The sequence below is a fragment of the Chitinophaga pendula genome, assembly GCF_020386615.1.
GTDB lineage: Bacteria > Bacteroidota > Bacteroidia > Chitinophagales > Chitinophagaceae > Chitinophaga > Chitinophaga pendula.
Map to the genome: position 1 here is coordinate 2,711,993 of NZ_CP077769.1, position 19,190 is coordinate 2,731,182.

The 19,190-nt window shown below is 50.2% G+C and carries 18 protein-coding genes; 10 read left to right on the forward strand and 8 right to left on the reverse strand.

What is annotated here, in order from left to right; translation table 11 throughout:
• The first annotated feature begins 87 nt into the window (after positions 1-87).
• Positions 88-1,431, forward strand: coding sequence for an adenylosuccinate lyase (gene purB, locus KTO58_RS09830; RefSeq protein WP_225860172.1), 1,344 nt, complete (start codon positions 88-90; stop codon positions 1,429-1,431).
• A gap of 62 nt (positions 1,432-1,493) precedes the next feature.
• Here purB and KTO58_RS09835 read toward each other — a convergent pair whose 3' ends face one another.
• A complete protein-coding gene (locus tag KTO58_RS09835; RefSeq protein WP_095839527.1) occupies positions 1,494-1,850 on the reverse strand; it encodes a YraN family protein in 357 nt (118 codons plus the stop codon).
• 119 nt (positions 1,851-1,969) lie between these two features.
• Here KTO58_RS09835 and manA point away from each other — a divergent pair, with 119 nt between their 5' ends.
• Together manA and KTO58_RS09845 are read left to right on the forward strand one after the other, a co-directional pair.
• Positions 1,970-3,187: a mannose-6-phosphate isomerase, class I gene (gene manA / locus KTO58_RS09840; protein ID WP_095839526.1), complete on the forward strand. Its 1,218-nt coding sequence runs from the start codon at positions 1,970-1,972 to the stop codon at positions 3,185-3,187.
• An 80-nt stretch (positions 3,188-3,267) separates the two neighbouring features.
• Complete coding sequence (locus tag KTO58_RS09845; RefSeq protein ID WP_095839525.1) at positions 3,268-3,849, forward strand: DUF6580 family putative transport protein; 582 nt, start codon at positions 3,268-3,270, stop codon at positions 3,847-3,849.
• A gap of 217 nt (positions 3,850-4,066) precedes the next feature.
• Here the strand turns inward: KTO58_RS09845 and lepA are convergent, their stop codons facing one another.
• Positions 4,067-5,857, reverse strand: a complete 1,791-nt coding sequence (gene lepA / locus KTO58_RS09850) for a translation elongation factor 4 (RefSeq protein ID WP_095839524.1) — start codon at positions 5,855-5,857, stop codon at positions 4,067-4,069.
• 213 nt (positions 5,858-6,070) lie between these two features.
• Between lepA and KTO58_RS09855 the strand changes: the two genes are divergently transcribed.
• The 3 genes from KTO58_RS09855 (at position 6,071) to KTO58_RS09865 (ending at position 8,692) form a co-directional block, all read left to right on the forward strand.
• Positions 6,071-6,331, forward strand: coding sequence for an acyl-CoA-binding protein (locus tag KTO58_RS09855; RefSeq protein WP_095839523.1), 261 nt, complete (start codon positions 6,071-6,073; stop codon positions 6,329-6,331).
• Between the two features lie 424 nt (positions 6,332-6,755).
• The gene (gene rocD, locus KTO58_RS09860; protein WP_095839522.1) at positions 6,756-7,994 is read left to right on the forward strand and encodes an ornithine--oxo-acid transaminase; all 1,239 of its coding nucleotides are present in this window, start codon (positions 6,756-6,758) and stop codon (positions 7,992-7,994) included.
• Between the two features lie 41 nt (positions 7,995-8,035).
• Positions 8,036-8,692, forward strand: a complete 657-nt coding sequence (locus KTO58_RS09865) for a VIT1/CCC1 transporter family protein (protein ID WP_095839521.1) — start codon at positions 8,036-8,038, stop codon at positions 8,690-8,692.
• Between the two features lie 5 nt (positions 8,693-8,697).
• Here KTO58_RS09865 and KTO58_RS09870 read toward each other — a convergent pair whose 3' ends face one another.
• Together KTO58_RS09870 and KTO58_RS09875 are read right to left on the reverse strand one after the other, a co-directional pair.
• Positions 8,698-9,084, reverse strand: a complete 387-nt coding sequence (locus tag KTO58_RS09870; protein ID WP_095839520.1) for a hypothetical protein — start codon at positions 9,082-9,084, stop codon at positions 8,698-8,700.
• A 140-nt stretch (positions 9,085-9,224) separates the two neighbouring features.
• On the reverse strand, positions 9,225-11,420 hold the full coding sequence (locus KTO58_RS09875) for a S9 family peptidase (RefSeq protein ID WP_198314955.1): 2,196 nt from the start codon (positions 11,418-11,420) through the stop codon (positions 9,225-9,227).
• Between the two features lie 280 nt (positions 11,421-11,700).
• Here KTO58_RS09875 and KTO58_RS09880 point away from each other — a divergent pair, with 280 nt between their 5' ends.
• Both KTO58_RS09880 and KTO58_RS09885 read left to right on the forward strand, forming a co-directional pair.
• Positions 11,701-11,946, forward strand: coding sequence for a hypothetical protein (locus KTO58_RS09880; protein WP_095839518.1), 246 nt, complete (start codon positions 11,701-11,703; stop codon positions 11,944-11,946).
• A 79-nt stretch (positions 11,947-12,025) separates the two neighbouring features.
• Positions 12,026-12,757, forward strand: a complete 732-nt coding sequence (locus KTO58_RS09885) for a trimeric intracellular cation channel family protein (protein ID WP_095839517.1) — start codon at positions 12,026-12,028, stop codon at positions 12,755-12,757.
• 385 nt (positions 12,758-13,142) lie between these two features.
• Here KTO58_RS09885 and KTO58_RS09890 read toward each other — a convergent pair whose 3' ends face one another.
• Complete coding sequence (locus KTO58_RS09890) at positions 13,143-13,826, reverse strand: phosphatase PAP2 family protein (RefSeq protein ID WP_095839516.1); 684 nt, start codon at positions 13,824-13,826, stop codon at positions 13,143-13,145.
• Positions 13,827-13,925: 99 nt separating this feature from the next.
• Here KTO58_RS09890 and KTO58_RS09895 point away from each other — a divergent pair, with 99 nt between their 5' ends.
• Positions 13,926-14,747 carry an alpha/beta hydrolase gene (locus tag KTO58_RS09895; protein ID WP_095839515.1) on the forward strand — a complete coding sequence of 274 codons (822 nt, stop codon included), beginning with the start codon at positions 13,926-13,928 and terminating at the stop codon, positions 14,745-14,747.
• Here the strand turns inward: KTO58_RS09895 and KTO58_RS09900 are convergent.
• The 3 genes from KTO58_RS09900 to KTO58_RS09910 all read right to left on the reverse strand — a co-directional run bounded on the left by KTO58_RS09900 (position 14,739) and on the right by KTO58_RS09910 (position 18,090).
• The gene (locus tag KTO58_RS09900; protein WP_095839514.1) at positions 14,739-15,314 is read right to left on the reverse strand and encodes a peptidoglycan recognition protein family protein; all 576 of its coding nucleotides are present in this window, start codon (positions 15,312-15,314) and stop codon (positions 14,739-14,741) included. The two genes, KTO58_RS09895 and KTO58_RS09900, sit on opposite strands and share 9 nt — an antisense overlap.
• Before the next feature lie 79 nt (positions 15,315-15,393).
• A complete protein-coding gene (locus tag KTO58_RS09905) occupies positions 15,394-17,130 on the reverse strand; it encodes a family 43 glycosylhydrolase (protein WP_095841628.1) in 1,737 nt (578 codons plus the stop codon).
• Between the two features lie 72 nt (positions 17,131-17,202).
• Positions 17,203-18,090: a mechanosensitive ion channel family protein gene (locus KTO58_RS09910; RefSeq protein ID WP_095839513.1), complete on the reverse strand. Its 888-nt coding sequence runs from the start codon at positions 18,088-18,090 to the stop codon at positions 17,203-17,205.
• Between the two features lie 239 nt (positions 18,091-18,329).
• Here KTO58_RS09910 and KTO58_RS09915 point away from each other — a divergent pair, with 239 nt between their 5' ends.
• Complete coding sequence (locus KTO58_RS09915) at positions 18,330-19,061, forward strand: YggS family pyridoxal phosphate-dependent enzyme (RefSeq protein ID WP_095839512.1); 732 nt, start codon at positions 18,330-18,332, stop codon at positions 19,059-19,061.
• The last annotated feature ends 129 nt before the right edge of the window (positions 19,062-19,190 follow it).

Genomic DNA, 19,190 nt, shown 5'->3' on the forward strand with positions numbered 1-19,190 from the left:
GCTCCAATTTCCAAAAGCGGAACATAAAACCGGTGAAAAGAAGACTTAGCGCATGTGAACCGATACATTGGAAACTGATATTATATAATGATGCAACTACAACCTTTAACTGCCATTTCTCCGCTGGACGGACGCTATCGCAAGCAGCTCGAAGAACTGTCTGCTTATTTTTCAGAATTCGCGCTCATCCGTTATCGCGTAATGGTGGAAGTAGAATACTTTATTGCACTGTCTGAACAGAAGATATTCTCCCTGCCCAAAACAAAGGTGCCCGCACTACGCCGCATCTACCAGGAGCTGACCGTAGAACAGGCCCAGCTGGTGAAGGATACAGAAAAGATCACCAACCACGACGTAAAAGCGGTGGAATACTTCCTGAAAAATGAACTCAAAAACCTCGGCCTGGAAGAACACTTGGAATGGGTCCACTTCGGACTCACCTCCCAGGACGTCAATAATACCGCTACCCCGCTCTTCTGGAAAGAAGCCGTGGAACAGGTGTATATGCCGGCTATCGCCAACCTGGTATTGGACCTGAAGAAAATGGGACAAGCCTGGATGGAGATCCCCATGCTCGCCCGTACCCACGGTCAGCCCGCCTCTCCCACCATCCTCGGAAAAGAAATACTGGTATTCGTAGAAAGACTCGAAGGCCAGATCAAACTCCTGGGTGATATCCCCTTCGCTGCCAAATTCGGCGGCGCTACCGGCAACTTCAACGCCCACCACGTAGCCTTCCCTAAAATCAACTGGGAGAAATTCGGTGACAAATTCGTTAACAACGCCCTGGGCCTTCAACGTATGAAGTACACCACCCAGATCGAACATTACGACAATATCGCCGCTCACTTCGATACCCTCAAACGTATTAATAATATCCTCGTCGACTTCTGCCGCGATATATGGACCTATATATCCCTGGATTACTTCAAGCAAAAGATCAAAAAGGAGGAAGTAGGCTCTTCCGCCATGCCACACAAAGTCAATCCGATCGACTTTGAAAATGCCGAAGGTAACCTCGGCCTGGCCAACGCCCTCTTCGAACACCTGAGCGCCAAACTGCCGATCTCCCGCCTCCAGCGAGACCTGACCGACTCTACCGTACTGCGTAACGTAGGCGTACCCTTCGGTCATAGCATACTCGCACTCAAATCCATTCAAAAAGGAATGGGCAAACTGATCCTTAATGAGCCTAAACTCAAAGAAGACCTCGACAGTAACTGGGCCGTGGTAGCCGAAGCTATCCAGACCATATTACGCCGGGAGAACTACCCGCAACCCTACGAAGCGCTTAAAGCCCTTACCCGTGGCGGACAGATCAACCGCGATACCATTCAGGAGTTTATCAACGGGCTCAAAATCAGCCCCGCGCTGAAAAAAGAATTGAAAGCGATCACCCCGCATAACTACACCGGTATCTGGGGTAAGTAATATCTTTTTATTTGGCATCTTACAGGTAATAGCTCTTCGTTATACGAAGGGCTATTTCTTTTTTAGAAGGCATCTTCCATATGTAACAGCGCATAATGCCCCGCATCGTAATAGGTAATAGCGATGATGTCAAATCGTATATCCAGGGGCCGTATCCCTGTCACCTCCAGATAAGCTGCCGCCACCTTTCGCAGTCGCTCCTCCTTCTGGCTTGTCACTGCCTGCTCCGGCCAGCCGCCTTGCTCGCCCATCAGGGTCTTTACCTCCACAAAAATGATCAGCCCGTCTTTCGCCGCCACAATATCCACCTCCCAACGCCCACTCTTCCAGTTCACATGCAACAGCGCATACGCCTGCTCTTCTAAATAGGACCGCGCCACCGCCTCCCCCTTCCTGCCCAATTCAAGATGTAATGCCATAGTACCTGTCCGGATTGAATGTGCTTAACAGCAAATACCGGGAAGTTGTTCACGTAGCTTGGGATATCCGCCCTTTAGTATTTACTTTGCATCCTGATGACTCACTAAATCAAAGAGATATGAACGTTACTGATCAGCAGCTATTTAAACTGGAAGGAAAGGTACAACACTATGCTTGGGGTGGTTTTAACTACATCCCGCAATTATTAGGTATACCGGCAGGCACACAACCTTGTGCCGAATACTGGATGGGCGCCCATCAAAGCGCTCCTGCTACCATCACCACCAGTGAAGGCCCCGTAAAACTCGACCAACTGGCTGCTGCCCACCCCGACCAGGTACTGGGCGCCCGCGTACAACAACAGTTCGGTCAGCTGCCTTACCTGCTGAAAATACTGGACGTAAAAGATATGCTCTCTATACAGGTACACCCTACCAAATCAGAGGCAGAAAAAGGTTTCGCCCGGGAAAATGAAGCAGGCATCCCCCTCAACGCTGCCGATCGTAACTACAAAGATGCCAATCACAAACCGGAGATCATGGTGGCCCTCAGCGAATTCTGGCTGCTCCATGGATTCCTCCCCGAAGATAAACTTCAACAGGTCCTCCATACCGTTCCCGAATTTGCCTCCCTCGCCGACACCTTCTCCTCCGAAGGATATTTCGGCTTGTATAAACGTGTAATGGAAATGCCGCAGGATGCCGTAAACACCCTGCTCCGCCCCCTGGCAGATCGTGTACTGCCTGCCTATAAAGCAGGACAGCTGCAGAAATCCGATCCCGCCTTCTGGGCCGGCCGCGCTATCGACAACGATCCACAAGGCCTGGACCGCCTCGACAGAGGCATCTTCTCCATCTACTTCTTTAATATCATGCAGGTACACCCGGGCGATGCCGTATTCCAGGATGCCGGTATCCCACATGCATATCTCGAAGGACAAAACGTGGAGCTCATGGCCAATTCAGACAATGTACTCCGCGGTGGTCTCACCCCCAAACATATCGATGTACCCGAGCTGTTGAAACATACCCGTTTTGAAGCCGTTCATCCGCATGTCATCAACGGCACTCCTGCCGCCGACGGCCTGGAACTGATCTATCACTCGCCAGCACCCGACTTCCTGGTAAGCGTGATCCGCTTGCAACCCGGACAGCAATACAACTATACCAGCCTACACCCGGAAATACTCATCGTCATGAACGGACAAGCCGACTTTAACGGTAAAGGCACTCTTTCCCTGCACCAGGGCCAATCCGCCTTTATCACCCCCGCAGCTACCTACAGCATCCGCACCACACAAGGTGCCCTGATCTATAAAGCTACGGTCAACAACTAGCAGTATTTGAGCATCCTACCGGAGCCTCATCTCATTTGCACTAAAATGCTTATTTTTGATTAGCATAATTATCAAACTATATGAAAAAGGAAAAGCTTACACAGGTATTAGTAGTAGCTGCCCTGATCTTCCTGACAGCCCTCTGCCGGTTGATCACCAACGAACTGCAAATGTGGAACTTCACGGCAATAGGTGCCAGCGCACTATTCGCAGGCGTCACTATCAGGGATAAACGTTACGCTTACGCCATCCCCCTATTCACCCTGTTCCTCACCGACCTGTTCTTTGAATTTTTCACCAATATCAAAGGCTTCTATGGAATAGGTATGCTCTTCGTATATGGCGCCTTCCTGCTCATTACTCTCATCGGTACACAGCTGAAGAAAATAAATGCACTCAGCATTTTCTTCGCCGCCATAGGCTCCGGATTGTTGTTCTTCTTTATCACCAACTTCGGGGTATGGGCTTCCGGCAACTACTACCCACACACATTCAACGGACTGATGACCTGCCTCGCAGCCGGCGTTCCCTTCTACAAGAACGACCTGTTTGGCAGCTTCTTCCTCAACACCATCATGGGACATGTATTTTACAGTGCCGTACTGTTCGGTGCCTACGCCATTATTAAAAGATATGCTTTCCACCAGCACCAACTGGCTTGATCATCACCTACAGATACTAAAAAAGGAGAACAGTGATGTTCTCCTTTTTTATGCCCCTGCATGCTATCAATGCAATGTATAATGCTATTGTGCACCCCGTTTTTTTTCCCTACAGAGCAATAGCACATATACCTTACCGTTATATCGTCTATAAAAACGAAAAAGCCTCACTGTATAACAGTGAGGCCCGCTCTCTATAAAAATATATTCGTTGCTGTTAATCGTCCAGCTTCAGCACCGCCAGGAATGCTTCCTGTGGCACCTCTACGCTACCGATCTGGCGCATACGTTTTTTACCTTCTTTCTGTTTCTCCAACAGCTTACGCTTACGGGAGATGTCACCACCATAACACTTCGCGGTCACATCCTTACGCATCGCACTGATGTTTTCACGGGCTACGATCTTCGCACCGATAGCCGCCTGTATGGCGATCAGGAACTGCTGACGAGGCAACAGCTCTTTCAGTTTTTCACACAGCTTACGGCCAAAGTCCTGTGCACGGCTGCGGTGGATCAAGGCACTCAAAGCATCCACTTTCTCCGCATTCAACAGGATATCCATCTTCACGATGTCACTGTCTCGATAACCGATCGGTGTATAGTCGAAAGACGCATATCCACGGGTCTGGCTCTTCAGCTTATCATAGAAGTCAAATACGATCTCTGTCAGCGGCATCTCAAATATCAGCTCCACACGGGTGGTAGTCAGGTAACTCTGGTTAATCAGGATACCACGTTTACCCAGACAAAGGGTCATGATATTACCGATATAATCCGGTTTGGTGATGATCTGCGCACGGATGAACGGCTCTTCAATACGCTCCAGTTTCGATGGCTCGGGCATCTCCGAGGGGTTGTTCACAATAATGGTCTCCTGACGGGTAGTGTGGGCAATAAAGCTCACGTTCGGTACCGTCGTGATCACCGTCTGGTTGAACTCCCGCTCCAGGCGCTCCTGTATGATCTCCATGTGCAGCATCCCCAGGAACCCACATCGGAAACCAAAACCTAACGCCTGAGAAGTCTCCAGCTCATAGGTCAGGGAAGCATCGTTCAGCTGCAGCTTGTCCATACAATCCCGCAACTCCTCGAAAGCATCCGTCTCTACCGGGAAAATACCCGCAAATACCATCGGCTTCACCTCCTCAAATCCATGGATCGCTTCCAAACAAGGATTAGTCGCTAACGTAATGGTATCACCCACCTTCACTTCCTTCGCATTTTTGATACCGGTAATAAGATAGCCCACATCGCCGGTCCTCACCTCACTTTTCTGCTCCAGCCCCAGCTTCAGGATACCTACCTCGTCGGCAAAATAATCCTCTCCCGTATTCACAAACCGGATACGATCCCCTTTTTTGATCGTACCATTGAATATCCGGAAGTATACGATGATACCACGGAAAGAGTTGAATACGCTGTCAAAAATCAACGCCTGTAAAGGCGCTTCCGGCTCACCCTGTGGCGCCGGGATACGTTCCACAATAGCTTGTAATATCTCTTCAACCCCCAGCCCCGTCTTACCGGAGGCCAGCAGGATGTCTTCGTCTTTACAACCGATCAGCTCGATGATCTGATCCTTTACCTCCGGGATCATCGCACCGTCCATATCGATCTTGTTGATCACGGGAATGATCTCCAGGTCGTTACCCACTGCCAGGTACAGGTTGGAAATGGTCTGCGCCTGTATACCCTGTGTGGCATCTACCAGCAACAGCGCACCTTCACAGGCCGCCAGTGCACGGGATACTTCATAAGAAAAATCCACGTGACCAGGAGTGTCAATGAGGTTAAAAACGTAGTTCTCCCCTTTGTAAGAGTAGTTGATCTGGATAGCATGACTCTTGATAGTGATACCTTTCTCACGTTCAAGGTCCATATCATCCAGGACCTGCGCCTGCATATCCCGGGCAGAAATGGTCTTCGTATGCTCTAACAGACGATCCGCCAATGTACTCTTGCCATGGTCAATATGCGCAATGATGCAAAAATTTCTGATATTCTTCATATGATCATTTAACAGGCTGGCGTCAGGTCACCGAGGGTCTCGCTCTATTCATATGGTCGCCGGCTGATCACCCTCAACTATATACACGAAACGATATTCTACAGCCTTCTCTCCGGCCCAATGCGCAAAGATATCTAAATTTAGCTAATCTTAAAAGTCGTGGTACCTTGGTTTTTACCCCCATTTACTTACTTTTAATATTAAATTGACAATATGGACCTGAAAGAGAAATTCGACGCGGCCGTGGCAGCCAGTAAAACATTGACCAAAAAACCTAGCAATGACATCCTGTTGCAGTTATACTCACTCTTCAAACAAGCCACCGAAGGCGATATCAACATCGACCCGCCTGCTAATATGTTTGACATTGTGAACAAAGCCAAGTACGACGCCTGGAATAAACTGAAAGGCACCTCCCCCGAACAGGCACAACAGGCTTACATCGATCTCGTCGCCCAGCTCAAAGGCGCCTGATCCTCCCCCTCCGCATACTCATCAAGTGATATACACAGCCCGCAGCAACCACCGCGGGCTGTCTTTTTTGCCTCCCCCACATCCCCTTCCTATAGCACTCCTGTATCATTCGTATAACATTCGTATAGTCATCCTGTAAGCAAAGCATATCCCAACTTATACCATCAGTATAGGATCGATATACCGCCCTTATAGCCAGCTTATACCCTGGTTATACAATGGCTATAGAACGCTTATACAATGCTTATACAACGGCTATAGGACACTTATACATACCCTTCACAAAAAATTAATATTCATACACTTACAAACAGGGCCAACCTGCCGCCGGCTCACCTTCCGCCGCTTGCCGGGTCCGATTTACCTGGTAAATCCCCTTGCCTAACTTTTTCCGCCTTCCCGCCTTTTCCCTAACTTTGGTCATATGATACCTGCATATACATTAAGTGAAAAGACACAACATTATCTGGCGCTGGAAGAGCAGTATGGAGCACACAACTATCACCCGCTACCGGTTGTATTGAACCGCGGCGAAGGGGTCTTTGTATGGGATGTGGATGGTAAGCGTTACTATGATTTCCTGTCTGGCTATTCCGCCGTTAACCAAGGCCATTGCCACCCCAAGATCATCGCCTCGCTGATAGAGCAGGCACAACAACTGACACTCACGTCCCGCGCATTCCACAGCGACCTGCTCGGAGAATATGCGCAGTTCGTCACCCAATATTTCGGCTACGACAAGGTACTCCCTATGAATACCGGCGTAGAAGCCGTGGAAACAGCCCTCAAACTCTGCCGCCGCTGGGGCTATGAGATCAAAGGCATCCCGGAGAACAAGGCCAAGATCATCACCTGCTCCCAGAACTTCCATGGCCGTACCCTCAACGTGATCTCCTTCAGCAGCGACCCGTCCGCCCGCAAAGGATTCGGCCCCTATATGCAGGGCTACGACAGCATCCCCTACAATGACCTGCCCGCACTGGCCAAAGCCCTGCAGGACCCTCATGTAGCCGGATTCCTCGTAGAGCCCATCCAGGGCGAAGCCGGCGTAGTCGTCCCCAACGAAGGATACCTCGCCACCGCCCGCCAATACTGTACCGACGCCAATGTCCTCTTCATCGGCGACGAAATACAGACCGGCCTGGGCCGCACCGGCCTAATGCTGGCCCTCGATCACGAAAACGTACGTCCCGACATCCTCATACTGGGCAAAGCCCTCTCCGGAGGCACCCTACCCGTATCCGCCGTCCTCGCCGACGATGAGATCATGCTCACCATCCGCCCGGGAGAACATGGCTCCACCTACGGTGGCAATCCCCTGGCTTGTAAAGTGGCCATGACCGCCCTCGCCGTGCTGAAAGAAGAAAATATGCTGGAAAATGCCCACGAAATGGGCATACGGCTACGCAAAGGCCTGGAAACACTCCAGTCCCCCTTCATCGCCACCGTCAGAGGAAAAGGACTCCTCAATGCCATCGTTATCAAACATCCTAACCCGGAAGCCGCCTGGGAGCTCTGCCTCACCCTCAAAGAATACGGTCTCCTCGCCAAACCTACCCATGGCGACAAGATCCGCTTCGCACCGCCGCTGAATATCACCGCCGCCCAGATAGATGAATGCGTAGATATCATCGGCAAAGGCCTCCGCGATCTCAAACTATAAGATTTTATCGCTAATACCGGGACGCTCCCGTCTCAACGAGCATGCAAACAAACGAAAGAACCATCCGCAGCACCGGCTGGAAAACAGACTTCCTCATCGGATTCCCCGAAGGGCTCTATGTGCTATTATTTACTACCCATGCTGCACAGGGCCTCCCCTTGTCCGTACAGACCTTCTATACCCTCAACACCGGTATCTGGATCATCGGGGCCACCCTCGTAGGCATCACCGCCTACAGTGCCAACAAAGGCGATTCACAACACGACGAATCTACCCTCTCACCCGAAGAAAGGAAAAAACTGCAAAAACTAGATATCTCCGATCCTATGATCGGCCAGATCGCCGCAGAAATGGAAAAAGATGCAGCACTATGGGAGAAAACACTGGAGTCTATACAGGTAAGAACCGTGGAATTTAACGCCCGAAAAGCCCTACGCAGCGCATTGGTAACAGCCGCCAGCTTCCTGCTCGGCGGTATCATCCCCCTCTTTTGCTACCTGGCCAATGAAAACTTCCCCCAGGCCAGCCGTACCGCCATCACCAGCAGCCTCGTCGCTGCCACCGCATTCGGCTGGTTCAAAGCAGCCGCAACCAGTCAGCGTAACTGGACCACCGCACTCCGATACCTCATCATAGCAGGCGTAGTACTGGGCGCCGCCCTCCTGCTGGGATACGTATTGAAAGATATTAACTACTGACAACGTTAAGCCTTCGGCCTTACCTTCGCAGACAACACACTGACAAAAGCCACCAGCCCACCCAACAAAGAAAGGTATAAACCAATCTGACGGTGCGGACATTCGCCCATCTCACAACGGGAAAAGATCAGCATATTACGGAACGCCCAGGCCAGCAAAAAAGCACATACAAAAAGATTCACCCGCTGTGCCCACACCTTCGGCACAAGGAAAAAGACGATCGCCACCACCGACAACAAAATAGCCAGCTTACCAGGCTCGCCGAAACTGGTGCCCGTAGTGTCCAGCCCCGTCAACAGCAGCTGTTTACTGTCTATCGTCAGCCAGGGCAGAAACGCACTGATGATGATCAATACAGCCGCCGCAATACCTATCACATTTGATTTGAACATGGATTGAATTTTCAGAAACCGCAAAGGTAGCGTAAGATATTCTAAAGTAATACGCTTACACCCGATTAAAAAAGCAGATGGGTACGTCGCCACCCTACCGGTAACAGACATACCCATCCTGTTGAAATAATATCAGCTGCTTATTTTGCGCCTGGCTCACAGTGAGCACGCAGGTAATTGGTATACAACGTTACCAGGTGCTGGAATGTACCCTCCCCTTCAGAAATACTGTGCGTACGGTTCGGATAAGCCATGAACTGGAACTGTTTGTTGTATTTGATCAGCTCATTCAACAACATCTCCGCATTCGCATAGTGCACATTATCATCTCCCGTACCATGAATGTACAACAGGTTACCTTTCAGGTCTTTCGCATGAGAAACAGGGGAACCTTTCACAAAATCCTCACGGTTCTCCTGCGGCAATCCCATATAACGCTCCTGGTAGATATTGTCATAGGTCAGCAGGTTACCTACCGCCGCAATAGCAATACCTGTCTTGAAGAGCTCCGGATACTGGAACAACAGGTTCAGCGTGGTAGAACCACCGCCGCTCCAGCCCCATACCGCCACACGGGATGCATCCAGGTAAGAACGCTCTGCCAGCAACGCTTTCGCACCCATCGCCTGGTCGCGGATGTTCAGCTGACCGATCTTACGATAGATCACCTTACGCCACTCACGGCCACGGGGCAACGGCGTACCGCGGTTGTCCAGCGATATATAGATATAACCATCCTGGCTCATGTCACCTGCATACAGGAAGTTACGTCCTGCGCCATATTCATCCTTCGTAGTAGCGCCACCGGGTTCCGCATACACATAAAATACCACAGGATACTTCTTCGATGGATCAAAGTTCTTAGGCTTGTTCATCCAGCCCGTCAGTTCGATACCATCTTCCGTCTTCACCGTAAAGAACTCCACAGAGTTAGCATACTTCCGCGTCTGCAACGCCGTCGAAATATTATTGCCGGAAATGAACTGGTGAGTTGGTAAAGACACTACCTCTTTCGTCCGGGGGAAATAATGATTGGAAAATACATGTATGGCATATTTACTGTCGGGAGACAGCTCATAGTCATGCGTACCTGGCTGATCCGCCGGCGTTACCCGCTCAGGAGCGGCCCCTGCTTTCACCTTGTACAGGTACTGCTGTACCGCGTTGTCAGGAGATGCCAGGATGTAAAAGCTGTTAGTCGCCTCGTCTACATGCAACAGGTTGATCACATCATAGTTACCCGGCGTCAGCAGCGTTTCCTTACCGTCCAGTCCTACCCGGTACAAGTGACGCCAACCGTCTTTCTCACTCACCCAGATAAAGGCTTTACCTTTCTCCACAAAATCCCATCCCGCGATATTGTCGTCATCCCAGCGGGATTTCACGTCTACCCAGGAAGGGTCCTGCTCCTCATAGATCTGCTGCGCCTTGCCACTTCCCACATTACAGGTATACAGACGGCTCTGGTTCTGCTTACGGTTCAGCTGCTGGATGATCAGCTCCTGCTTGCCAGGTATCCACTCCATACGGGGGATATAGTGATCCCGCGCATCACCAGGTACCTGCATCCAGGTCGTTTTGTTACTGCGGATATCTACTACGCCTATACGACAATTAGAAGGACGCTCACCCGCGATCGGATACTCAACAGGTACGGTAAAAGAATAAATGGAATCCGTATTGTTGATCATCAGGAAGTCTTTGGTCTTGGTAGCATCGATCTGCCAGAAAGCAATTGAATTACCATCCTCACTCCAGCGGAAACCATCCCGGCACCCAAATTCCTCTTCATATACCCAGTCAAAGGTACCGTTGATGAAACGGCGGGTACCGTCCTTCGTCAACGCTTTGATCTGACCAGTGGCCACCTCTTCCACATACAGGTTATGCTCACTTACATAAGCCACCTTTGAACCGTCCGGCGAAAACTTGGCAAACATCAGGGATGCCGCTGGATGTCCCTTACCTAGCTGGCGCAATTTGCCGCTGGCAACATCCAGTACCCAATAATCACCGCGCGTCTCATAACGCCATACCTTCTGTGAATTGGTGTAGATCAATACCTTCTTCTCATCTGCGGAGAATTCAAAATCACGGATAGCAAGGCCTTGCTTACCTGTACCCGATTGTAGCTGCGATGCCTGCACCAGCGGGGTAGACTGGTTGTCTTTAACGCGCACGGCGACAATAGCGCCTTGCTCTGCTTTTAAGAACGATTGTCCATCCCGGCTCCACTTGACGCCGGAGCCACGTTGTGCCTGCAGGCCTCCGGCCCACAAACACATACTGAAACAAACGATCTTACCCAAAGTGGATAAAAAACGGAAAGATTGCATGTGTAGATATTTAATAATCTGGCAATATAAATATTAACCACCAGTTTTAACGCAGTGTTACATGACCGGCAAAATACAACGACCACCGACAACTACTGTGGATAAAATTATCAGGTAAAAAGTAGAACAGCCAATGATAATATTTGATATTTTTATACCGTTATTCAATCAGAAAATTGATTAAAGGGAGGACAACTTTTTATTTCAGCCGGTATATTGTTACATTATCTGAGGTGTTTATTAGCCCTACAGGCCGGCTCCTGTATGAAAACCATGTTCCATGATACAAGTTACCTATTCTTACAAGGACAGAGAGTTCTTTCAATGGGAAGACAGCGTGGTCAATCAACTGGCAGAAAGCGCCAGGAGCCTGCTGTACGCCCTGCTTGAACCACTGCGCGACCTGCTGCTGCAGGAATCTGGTCGTATCAATATTAATCTCGACCAGCAACCCCGTATTGAACTGTTGGGCTTCAGCAGAGGCACACAAGAACAAATAGAAATGATGCTAAGAGGAGAAGCATAATACATCACACATATACCCCGGCAATAACTCGCCACCAACTATTTATCGTATATTCTTTTGAGTTAGCTATCCTTTTTGAATGCCCGGCCATCCCGGCAACTATACTTTTATACCCCTCACTGCCGGAATATGGCGTTTGTATGCCGCGTTTACCCTAATTTCGCTGTCGCCGGACTATCCGGCACTATTTGGAATGCATATGCCTTTTCCGCTGATACATTATCTCGAACTACTGGGAACATTCACCTTCGCCGTATCCGGCGCCACCGCCGCCGTCAATAAAGCATACGACCTCATCGGCCTGCTCACCCTGGCCTTCGTTACCGCCATCGGGGGCGGTACCATCCGCGATATCCTGATCGGCAATACCCCCGTAGCCTGGATGACCGACGACTCCAATATCCTTGCCATCCTGGCTGGCGCCACCGTCACCGCCCTGGGCTACTCCTACGTAAAAAGACTCACCCGCTGGCTCAACGTATTCGATGCCATTGGATTAGGTATCTTCACTATCATCGGTATCAACAAAGGCCTGCAAGCCGGCCTGCCCGTACCCATCTGCGCCGCCCTCGGCGCCATTACCGGTACCTTCGGCGGCCTCCTCCGCGATGTCATCATCGGTGAATCTCCCGCCCTGTTCACCCGCGAAGTATATGCCGTCGCCTCCATCACCGGCGGCGTCCTCTTCCTCGGACTCCGGCACAGCACCTGGTCGCCTGCCCTTATAGAAAGCACCTCCATCACCGTCATCGTCATCGTCCGGCTCCTGTCCCTCCGCTACGGCTGGCACCTCCCCCGTATCACCAAATAATACCGCAGCCACTCCTCCCCTTCTTTTACAAGAAATGGTGTAAACATTTTACAGGTTCTGGTGTTATGATGGTTATAGAATGCTATTAATGGTAATTCGTGCGCTTTGGCCCCCGCAATGAATGATACCAGCAAATGTCCTGTTATATGCGTCGTAACGTGTGTCACCCTGTGTAAACTGTCTTAAACAGCACATCTTCTGCTCACTTTCCTTTATTGCTACCTGCCGGGGGCCAGTTTCCCAGCACAATACGTATATCAGGCTGCACCGCCATCGTAGCCTGCTAATTCTTTGGTGGATGTACTGTCCCCCCGCTTAATGCGGACCGGACAGTCAATATAGACGGAACAGTTAGCCTATAAGCCGTCCGGATCACCGGATGGCTTTATCGCTTTAACAAGCCCCGCTGCCACGATGGCCGCTGTAAAAAAGGCTGCACATCCAGCCAACCCACCCAAAACAGCGTCAGAAACACCCCCAAACTGGCACCCATCGCCACATCCTCAAAGAAATGCTGGCTCATATACAACCGGGAATACCCCACCAGCATCGCCAGCAACAGGAACAATACCCCCCAAGCCTTCCGCGGTACCAGGTAAGTCAGCAACGTCGCCGACGTAAAAGCACAGATACTATGCCCCGATGGAAAACTTAAATGATTACTCAACACCGTCACCCCCTTCACATAATAGATCTCCCGCAATGCCTGCTCAAAAAATAACTTCGGACGCGGCGCCCCGAACAACTGCTTCAATATCGCCCCTATACCAGCGGTAAACACAAAACCCGTCGCAGCAATAAACCCCTTCCGGTAACTGACACATAACAACACAAAAATAACCAGCAATGCCATCGTCGTACTCCCCAACTCCGTTACCAACGGGAAAAAAACATCCCCCGCCGCAAAATGCAACCCATTGACGTAATAATAGATCTCCTCCTTGGTATACAAGAACTTAATGATCAACACACCAAGTAATAGACATAAAAAAGGGATCAATAATACCCTCGTCTGCCGGATCACCTCCCGCTGGCGCTGCCGGAATGTTATACGTTCCTGTACTGACATACTACAAAATAGGAATAAAAATATTGACAACCCTCCCGATAAGGATATATGGTTATTTGCAAAAGCTGACGTAACTTATTAATAGAAACCTATTTGCACATGACGCAAACCTTTTCCTTTGTCTCTCAACACACTCGATTTCATGGTATCACGTGGGAATCCCAACGATTCGACAGGGTCATGATCATCATACATGGCATCGGTGAACACGTCGGCCGGTATGCCCCCGTTGCCGAATACTTCAACCAGTACGGCTTCCTTGTCACTGGCATCGATCATTATGGTCATGGTAAAAGTGAAGGCAAACGCGGCACGACCAAAGGCATCCAGTTCATCTTCGATTATTTGCAGGACTTCCTCGACGACGTAAGACAACGCTATCAACTCCCCATCGTATTATATGGCCATAGTATGGGCGGTGGCATCACCACCGGCTTCCTACTCAAACGCCAACCTAATATCCAGGCAGCTATCATCTCTGCCCCACTCCTGCTGTTACCAAAACATCCGGCTCCCTGGTACCAGCGTACCGTACGCTGGCTGAGCAAAATATTACCTCACTTTACCATCGCACAAGGACTCGACCTCCGGAAGATATCGCACGATACCCGGGAAGTTGACCGGTTCCGCCAGGACCCCCTCCGGCATGACCGTATCTCCATCTTACTGGGAAGTGCCCTGCTGGATAATGCCGCCTGGAGCCTGGAAAACGCCCGGCGTCTTAAAGTACCCGCCCTGCTGATCCATGGTGACCAGGATGAATTCACCAGCATCAAAGGTTCCCGCCTCTTCAGCGAACGGGCCCCCAAAGAGCTGCTCACCTTCAAAGAGTGGCCGGGCTACTATCATGAAATGCACAATGAAATAGAGAAAAAGGCCGTACTCGACCACATACTAAGCTGGCTCAATCACTTACAATAAAGGCAGGAAGTGGGCCGTAAAATCTTCTACCGTATTCCCCCCGAAGAAGTTCGTTCCCGGACAGGATTTCGTCGTACCGGTTCCTTCCTTTTTGATACGGGTACCCAGCACTAGGTCATACCAATGATGATATACCACCGTCTTGTCGTTGGGCGCCAGTTTATACTTGCTCAGCAAGGTCCGCGTGATCAACAGGATCGCATTCCGGTGCGCCGTGGTCATCGTATCTCCATCCAGGTCAAAATTACCGACATGCTCTATACAGATCCCATTGGCATTCGCCCCCTTAATACCCGCCGGTATCGTATTGATGTTCCGGCACACCATAATGCTGCCATCCGGATAGGTCGTGAAATTCTGGGCAATCTCCGCAAATCCCCGTTCCAGGTGAGCACGCTCCATCCCTTCCGCCAGGTCAAAATGATTGTCGTTCTTAAAATGCAGGTATCCCGGTTTGTAGGTGTGGTGCTGCTGTATAAGGGATATTTTACGGGTAAGTGGCTGCAGATCCAGCCAGTGACTGAATTCTGCCGGGTTCAATAATAGGAACTTTCCTTTCGCTTTCATAAGAAATGTTGTGTATGTGCAATAAATAAGATCACGGTGGAAAGATACGAAGACCAGCCACCATCGTATCTGCGTACGGCTAATCCACTTTCACGACCGCACTCCGCCGCCCTATACCGCGCTCATTAAATGGCTCTATCTGGAAATAATAAGGCTGATCCCGTTCCATCGCCTTAAAATAATACTCATTTTTACCATATACCATGATGCTAGTATACAACTTATCCGGCGCAGTACCGGTATAGATCACATAGCCCGTAGACTGGTCCTGTACCTGCCATTTCAACCACGCATTCCGCCGTTCGCTGTCCCCTCTCAATACCGTAAAATGCTGCACCGTATCCGGTACCGCTCCTGGCCCCTTGCCGAATACCCGCAATCCGCTGATAGCAAACTTGCCCGTTGGCATATGTATGTTCTCCAGTTTAACATAACGTCCCCTCACCGGCTTATCCAGCTGTATATAGTCATGCGGCACATCCGTCTTATTCCGGCTCTTATCCACCAGCACCTTCCATCGCTGCCCGTCATCCGATACCAGTATACGGTACTGGTGATACAGGCCGGGGACCTTCCCCATTACTGTCGCATCCATATCCGCATAGTTCACCTGTATCGCATAGATATCGCTGGCAGCGCCCAGGTCGGATCGTATCCACTCTCCCTTATTACCACTGACCGCACTCCAGTAGGTCTTAATGTCCTCATCTACTGCATAGTTAGGGAGATAGCCACCATAAGCAGAAGATACAACAACGGGCTTGTTATAGTTCAGCAGCATCCAGCCGGTAAACAGGCTTTGCGCCGCTGCCTGCTGCTTGGCCGGCAGGAAATGAGGGTAGTCGCCATAAGCCGTATTACAGTACATAATATCGTCCTGATCGAAACCCGCCGGCCAGATGCCGATACGCCGCTCGAAATTGTTCTTGACACCGATCACAATGGTAGATACATGCCACCAGTTGCCATACTTATCCGCATAGGTAGCCCCATGCCCTGCCCCCCGGGCAAAACCACCGGGTTTATACGAAAAAGGATTATGTGCCTGGTAACTAAAGGGCCCCATAGGATGCCGGCTTACATACACCCCATCGCCATATCCACTGAACTCCGTACCCGGAGCGCCATATTGCAGGTAGTACCAACCGTTGTGTTTGTTCATCCAGGCGCCTTCGATAAATGGCGGCAGGAAAGTATTGTCATTATACTCCCCGAAACGCTCCCAGCCGTGTAGGCTATCCCGTAGCCGGATCAACTCCTGCCGTTCCCCCTTGGGTTGCAACGTACCACGGTCTACTTCCACGCCATACAAAGGATACGTATTGCTGGAACCATGATAGAGATATACGCGGCCATCATCATCCGCGAAAAAGGCAGGGTCCCAGGCGCCGGCACTAAAAGAATCCACCGCTTCCTGCCAGCGGTCCTGCATAGGCGTCTTACTCATCCACAACGGGAAATCCTTCGTATAGGTAGAGCCTATCACCAGCAACGTATCACCCAATACCAGCGTCGCAGGGGCACATAACTCGTCATACACCTTATGCCAGGGCTTCAGGAACTTACGTGGCACAAACTGCCAGTGCAGCATGTCACTGCTCCACCAGTAGCCCCACTGATTGGTAGAAAAAAGATAATAGCGCCCCTGGAAAAGGGTGATCACAGGGTCAGCAGTAGCCCGGTGTTTCCCCTGCTCGGAAAAATTAGGGATCGGGCAAAAACCATAATCTATGTTGATCGGGTTACAATACGTCTGCTGTTGCGCCTGCACACGGCAGATAAGGACTAACAGACCCAATATCATCCATCCTCTCATGACAATCGGTTTGATGAAAGGGCTAAATTTATAGATAAGGGCCAAGAAATGCCAGTTTTATAGCAGATTATTTTATGCATCCTTCACAGACAAACGCATAATTTCCGTATTTAATGCCCGACGGACACGGCGTTCCACCTCCCGGTCCAGCCTCGGCATCTGCACCTGTATCTTAAACCGTACCATGTCCTTTTTGATCTCCAGCGTCTTCAGCGAAAAACTACTCTCCTTGACACTGTCTTTAAAAGGTGACAGTACCGCCTTCAACCGCTGTTCCAGCATATCCGGCAAATACTGGTACTTCAGGTCCAGCTCAAATTCCAGGGAGAGCTTACGGATATTCTGCTTCGACTGGTTAATGATCAGGGAAGTAAATATGATAGCGTTAGGGACCAGTACGATGTCATCATCGTCATTCTGTATCACCACATTCACCAGCGTAATATCCAGTATCTTACCGTGCAGATCTCCCACCTTGATATGATCGCCCAGCGACAACTGATCGGAGAACATGATAATGAGCCCGTTGATCATATTAGTGATGTAATCCTTGAACAACAACGCAATGGCCGCCGCCACGATCGTAATACTCGTCAGGAACTTTAAAGGATCGATGCCGAAAAATATCATCACCGCCAGGAAAAAACAAACCGTATTCAGCACCGAGGTAATACGATTGATACCCAGTACAAAGTTATCCTGCATATTTTCCTTCAGATGATGCCTGCGGATATACCAGGACAATACGATCAGCCACATCAGCGATATAACCAGGTTAGCCCCCAGGAAAAAGGTAAGTGCACCGGTCACCTTACTCAGCCAGGTAAATCGCAGATAAAAATCCGGCTGGTTCACATTAATGTACACCAGCGCGATATATGCGATCAGTTTAATTAAAAAAATGATGCGCTCTTTCCGGTCCTTCCGGCGTTTCTTACTTGTCGTTAGGTCATTCACCATGAAAACTTTGTACCCTTTATTTGCCGTTCATATTACCGCTTAAAAATAAGCTATTCCTGTAAAACCCCGCCAATCAGCAAATTCGGTGCCATGAAAGCACGTAGCAATATTTTTACCAGATCCGCGATCCTGGCTGGCCTATCTGCCTTTGCTGAAACTGGACCAGGAACATCCGCACAACAGCACCGACATTTGCTGCCTGGCAGCCGGCAAGATCGCCTGCCCTAAACACGATAATGATGAAAGAAAGGATCATAGCAAATATCAGGCATACCCGTCAGCGGATCACCCACGCCTGCCAGGAGGGCGGCAGAGACCCTCAAACAGTGAGGTTGCTGCTAGCCACTAAAACAGTGCCTGCTGCCACCATCAGGATAGCCATAGAAGCGGGAGAAAGATTGACCGGGGAGAATAAAGTGCAGGAGCTGAGAGATAAAGACGAAGCGCTGGCAGGCCTCCCTATAGAAAGGCATTTTATCGGTCACCTGCAAACCAACAAGATCAAAGAGGTACTCCGCTATGTCACCTGCATCCAGTCGCTGGACCGCCTGCAGGTGGCACAGGAACTCGACAAACGACTGCAGGCCGAAGGCCGTAGCCTGGACGTCTTTATCCAGGTCAATACCTCCGGCGAAACAAGCAAATTCGGCATAGATCCGGCCGAAGCCGTCGCTTTCCTGAAAATGGTGTCAGCATATGATACCCTCCGGATCCGTGGCCTGATGACCATCGGTTTGTTAGATGCAGAAAAGGAAAAGATGCGCCCCTCCCTGACCCTGCTGCGGACCACAAGGGACCACCTGTTGCAGGAAGGATTGGCGGGCATTCACACACTCCAATTGTCGATGGGCATGTCGCAGGACCTGGAAATGGCGATCGCCGAAGGTGCTGATATAGTACGGGTAGGAACCGCCGTTTTCGGTAATCGTATACCCGGCAAAGAGGTGTGGAATGAAGAAGGTGTTGAGTAGGCAGGATGCTTTACAGTACAGGCATAGATGGTCTTCCTACATGAGACCGGTATATAGGCATATAGGAGAAAATAAGTGGAAAACAGTAGAAAATAAGACGCTCTCAGCGGCAGAAATCCCCCGCCCTTG

Coding starts and splice junctions, on each gene's coding strand:
- purB (WP_225860172.1), top strand. CDS start 88: ATGATGCAACTACAACCTTTAACTGCCATTTCTCCGCTGGACGGACGC.
- KTO58_RS09835 (WP_095839527.1), bottom strand. CDS start 1,850: ATGGCATTACATCTTGAATTGGGCAGGAAGGGGGAGGCGGTGGCGCGG.
- manA (WP_095839526.1), top strand. CDS start 1,970: ATGAACGTTACTGATCAGCAGCTATTTAAACTGGAAGGAAAGGTACAA.
- KTO58_RS09845 (WP_095839525.1), top strand. CDS start 3,268: ATGAAAAAGGAAAAGCTTACACAGGTATTAGTAGTAGCTGCCCTGATC.
- lepA (WP_095839524.1), bottom strand. CDS start 5,857: ATGAAGAATATCAGAAATTTTTGCATCATTGCGCATATTGACCATGGC.
- KTO58_RS09855 (WP_095839523.1), top strand. CDS start 6,071: ATGGACCTGAAAGAGAAATTCGACGCGGCCGTGGCAGCCAGTAAAACA.
- rocD (WP_095839522.1), top strand. CDS start 6,756: ATGATACCTGCATATACATTAAGTGAAAAGACACAACATTATCTGGCG.
- KTO58_RS09865 (WP_095839521.1), top strand. CDS start 8,036: ATGCAAACAAACGAAAGAACCATCCGCAGCACCGGCTGGAAAACAGAC.
- KTO58_RS09870 (WP_095839520.1), bottom strand. CDS start 9,084: ATGTTCAAATCAAATGTGATAGGTATTGCGGCGGCTGTATTGATCATC.
- KTO58_RS09875 (WP_198314955.1), bottom strand. CDS start 11,420: ATGCAATCTTTCCGTTTTTTATCCACTTTGGGTAAGATCGTTTGTTTC.
- KTO58_RS09880 (WP_095839518.1), top strand. CDS start 11,701: ATGATACAAGTTACCTATTCTTACAAGGACAGAGAGTTCTTTCAATGG.
- KTO58_RS09885 (WP_095839517.1), top strand. CDS start 12,026: ATGCCCGGCCATCCCGGCAACTATACTTTTATACCCCTCACTGCCGGA.
- KTO58_RS09890 (WP_095839516.1), bottom strand. CDS start 13,826: ATGTCAGTACAGGAACGTATAACATTCCGGCAGCGCCAGCGGGAGGTG.
- KTO58_RS09895 (WP_095839515.1), top strand. CDS start 13,926: ATGACGCAAACCTTTTCCTTTGTCTCTCAACACACTCGATTTCATGGT.
- KTO58_RS09900 (WP_095839514.1), bottom strand. CDS start 15,314: ATGAAAGCGAAAGGAAAGTTCCTATTATTGAACCCGGCAGAATTCAGT.
- KTO58_RS09905 (WP_095841628.1), bottom strand. CDS start 17,130: ATGAGAGGATGGATGATATTGGGTCTGTTAGTCCTTATCTGCCGTGTG.
- KTO58_RS09910 (WP_095839513.1), bottom strand. CDS start 18,090: ATGGTGAATGACCTAACGACAAGTAAGAAACGCCGGAAGGACCGGAAA.
- KTO58_RS09915 (WP_095839512.1), top strand. CDS start 18,330: ATGAAAGAAAGGATCATAGCAAATATCAGGCATACCCGTCAGCGGATC.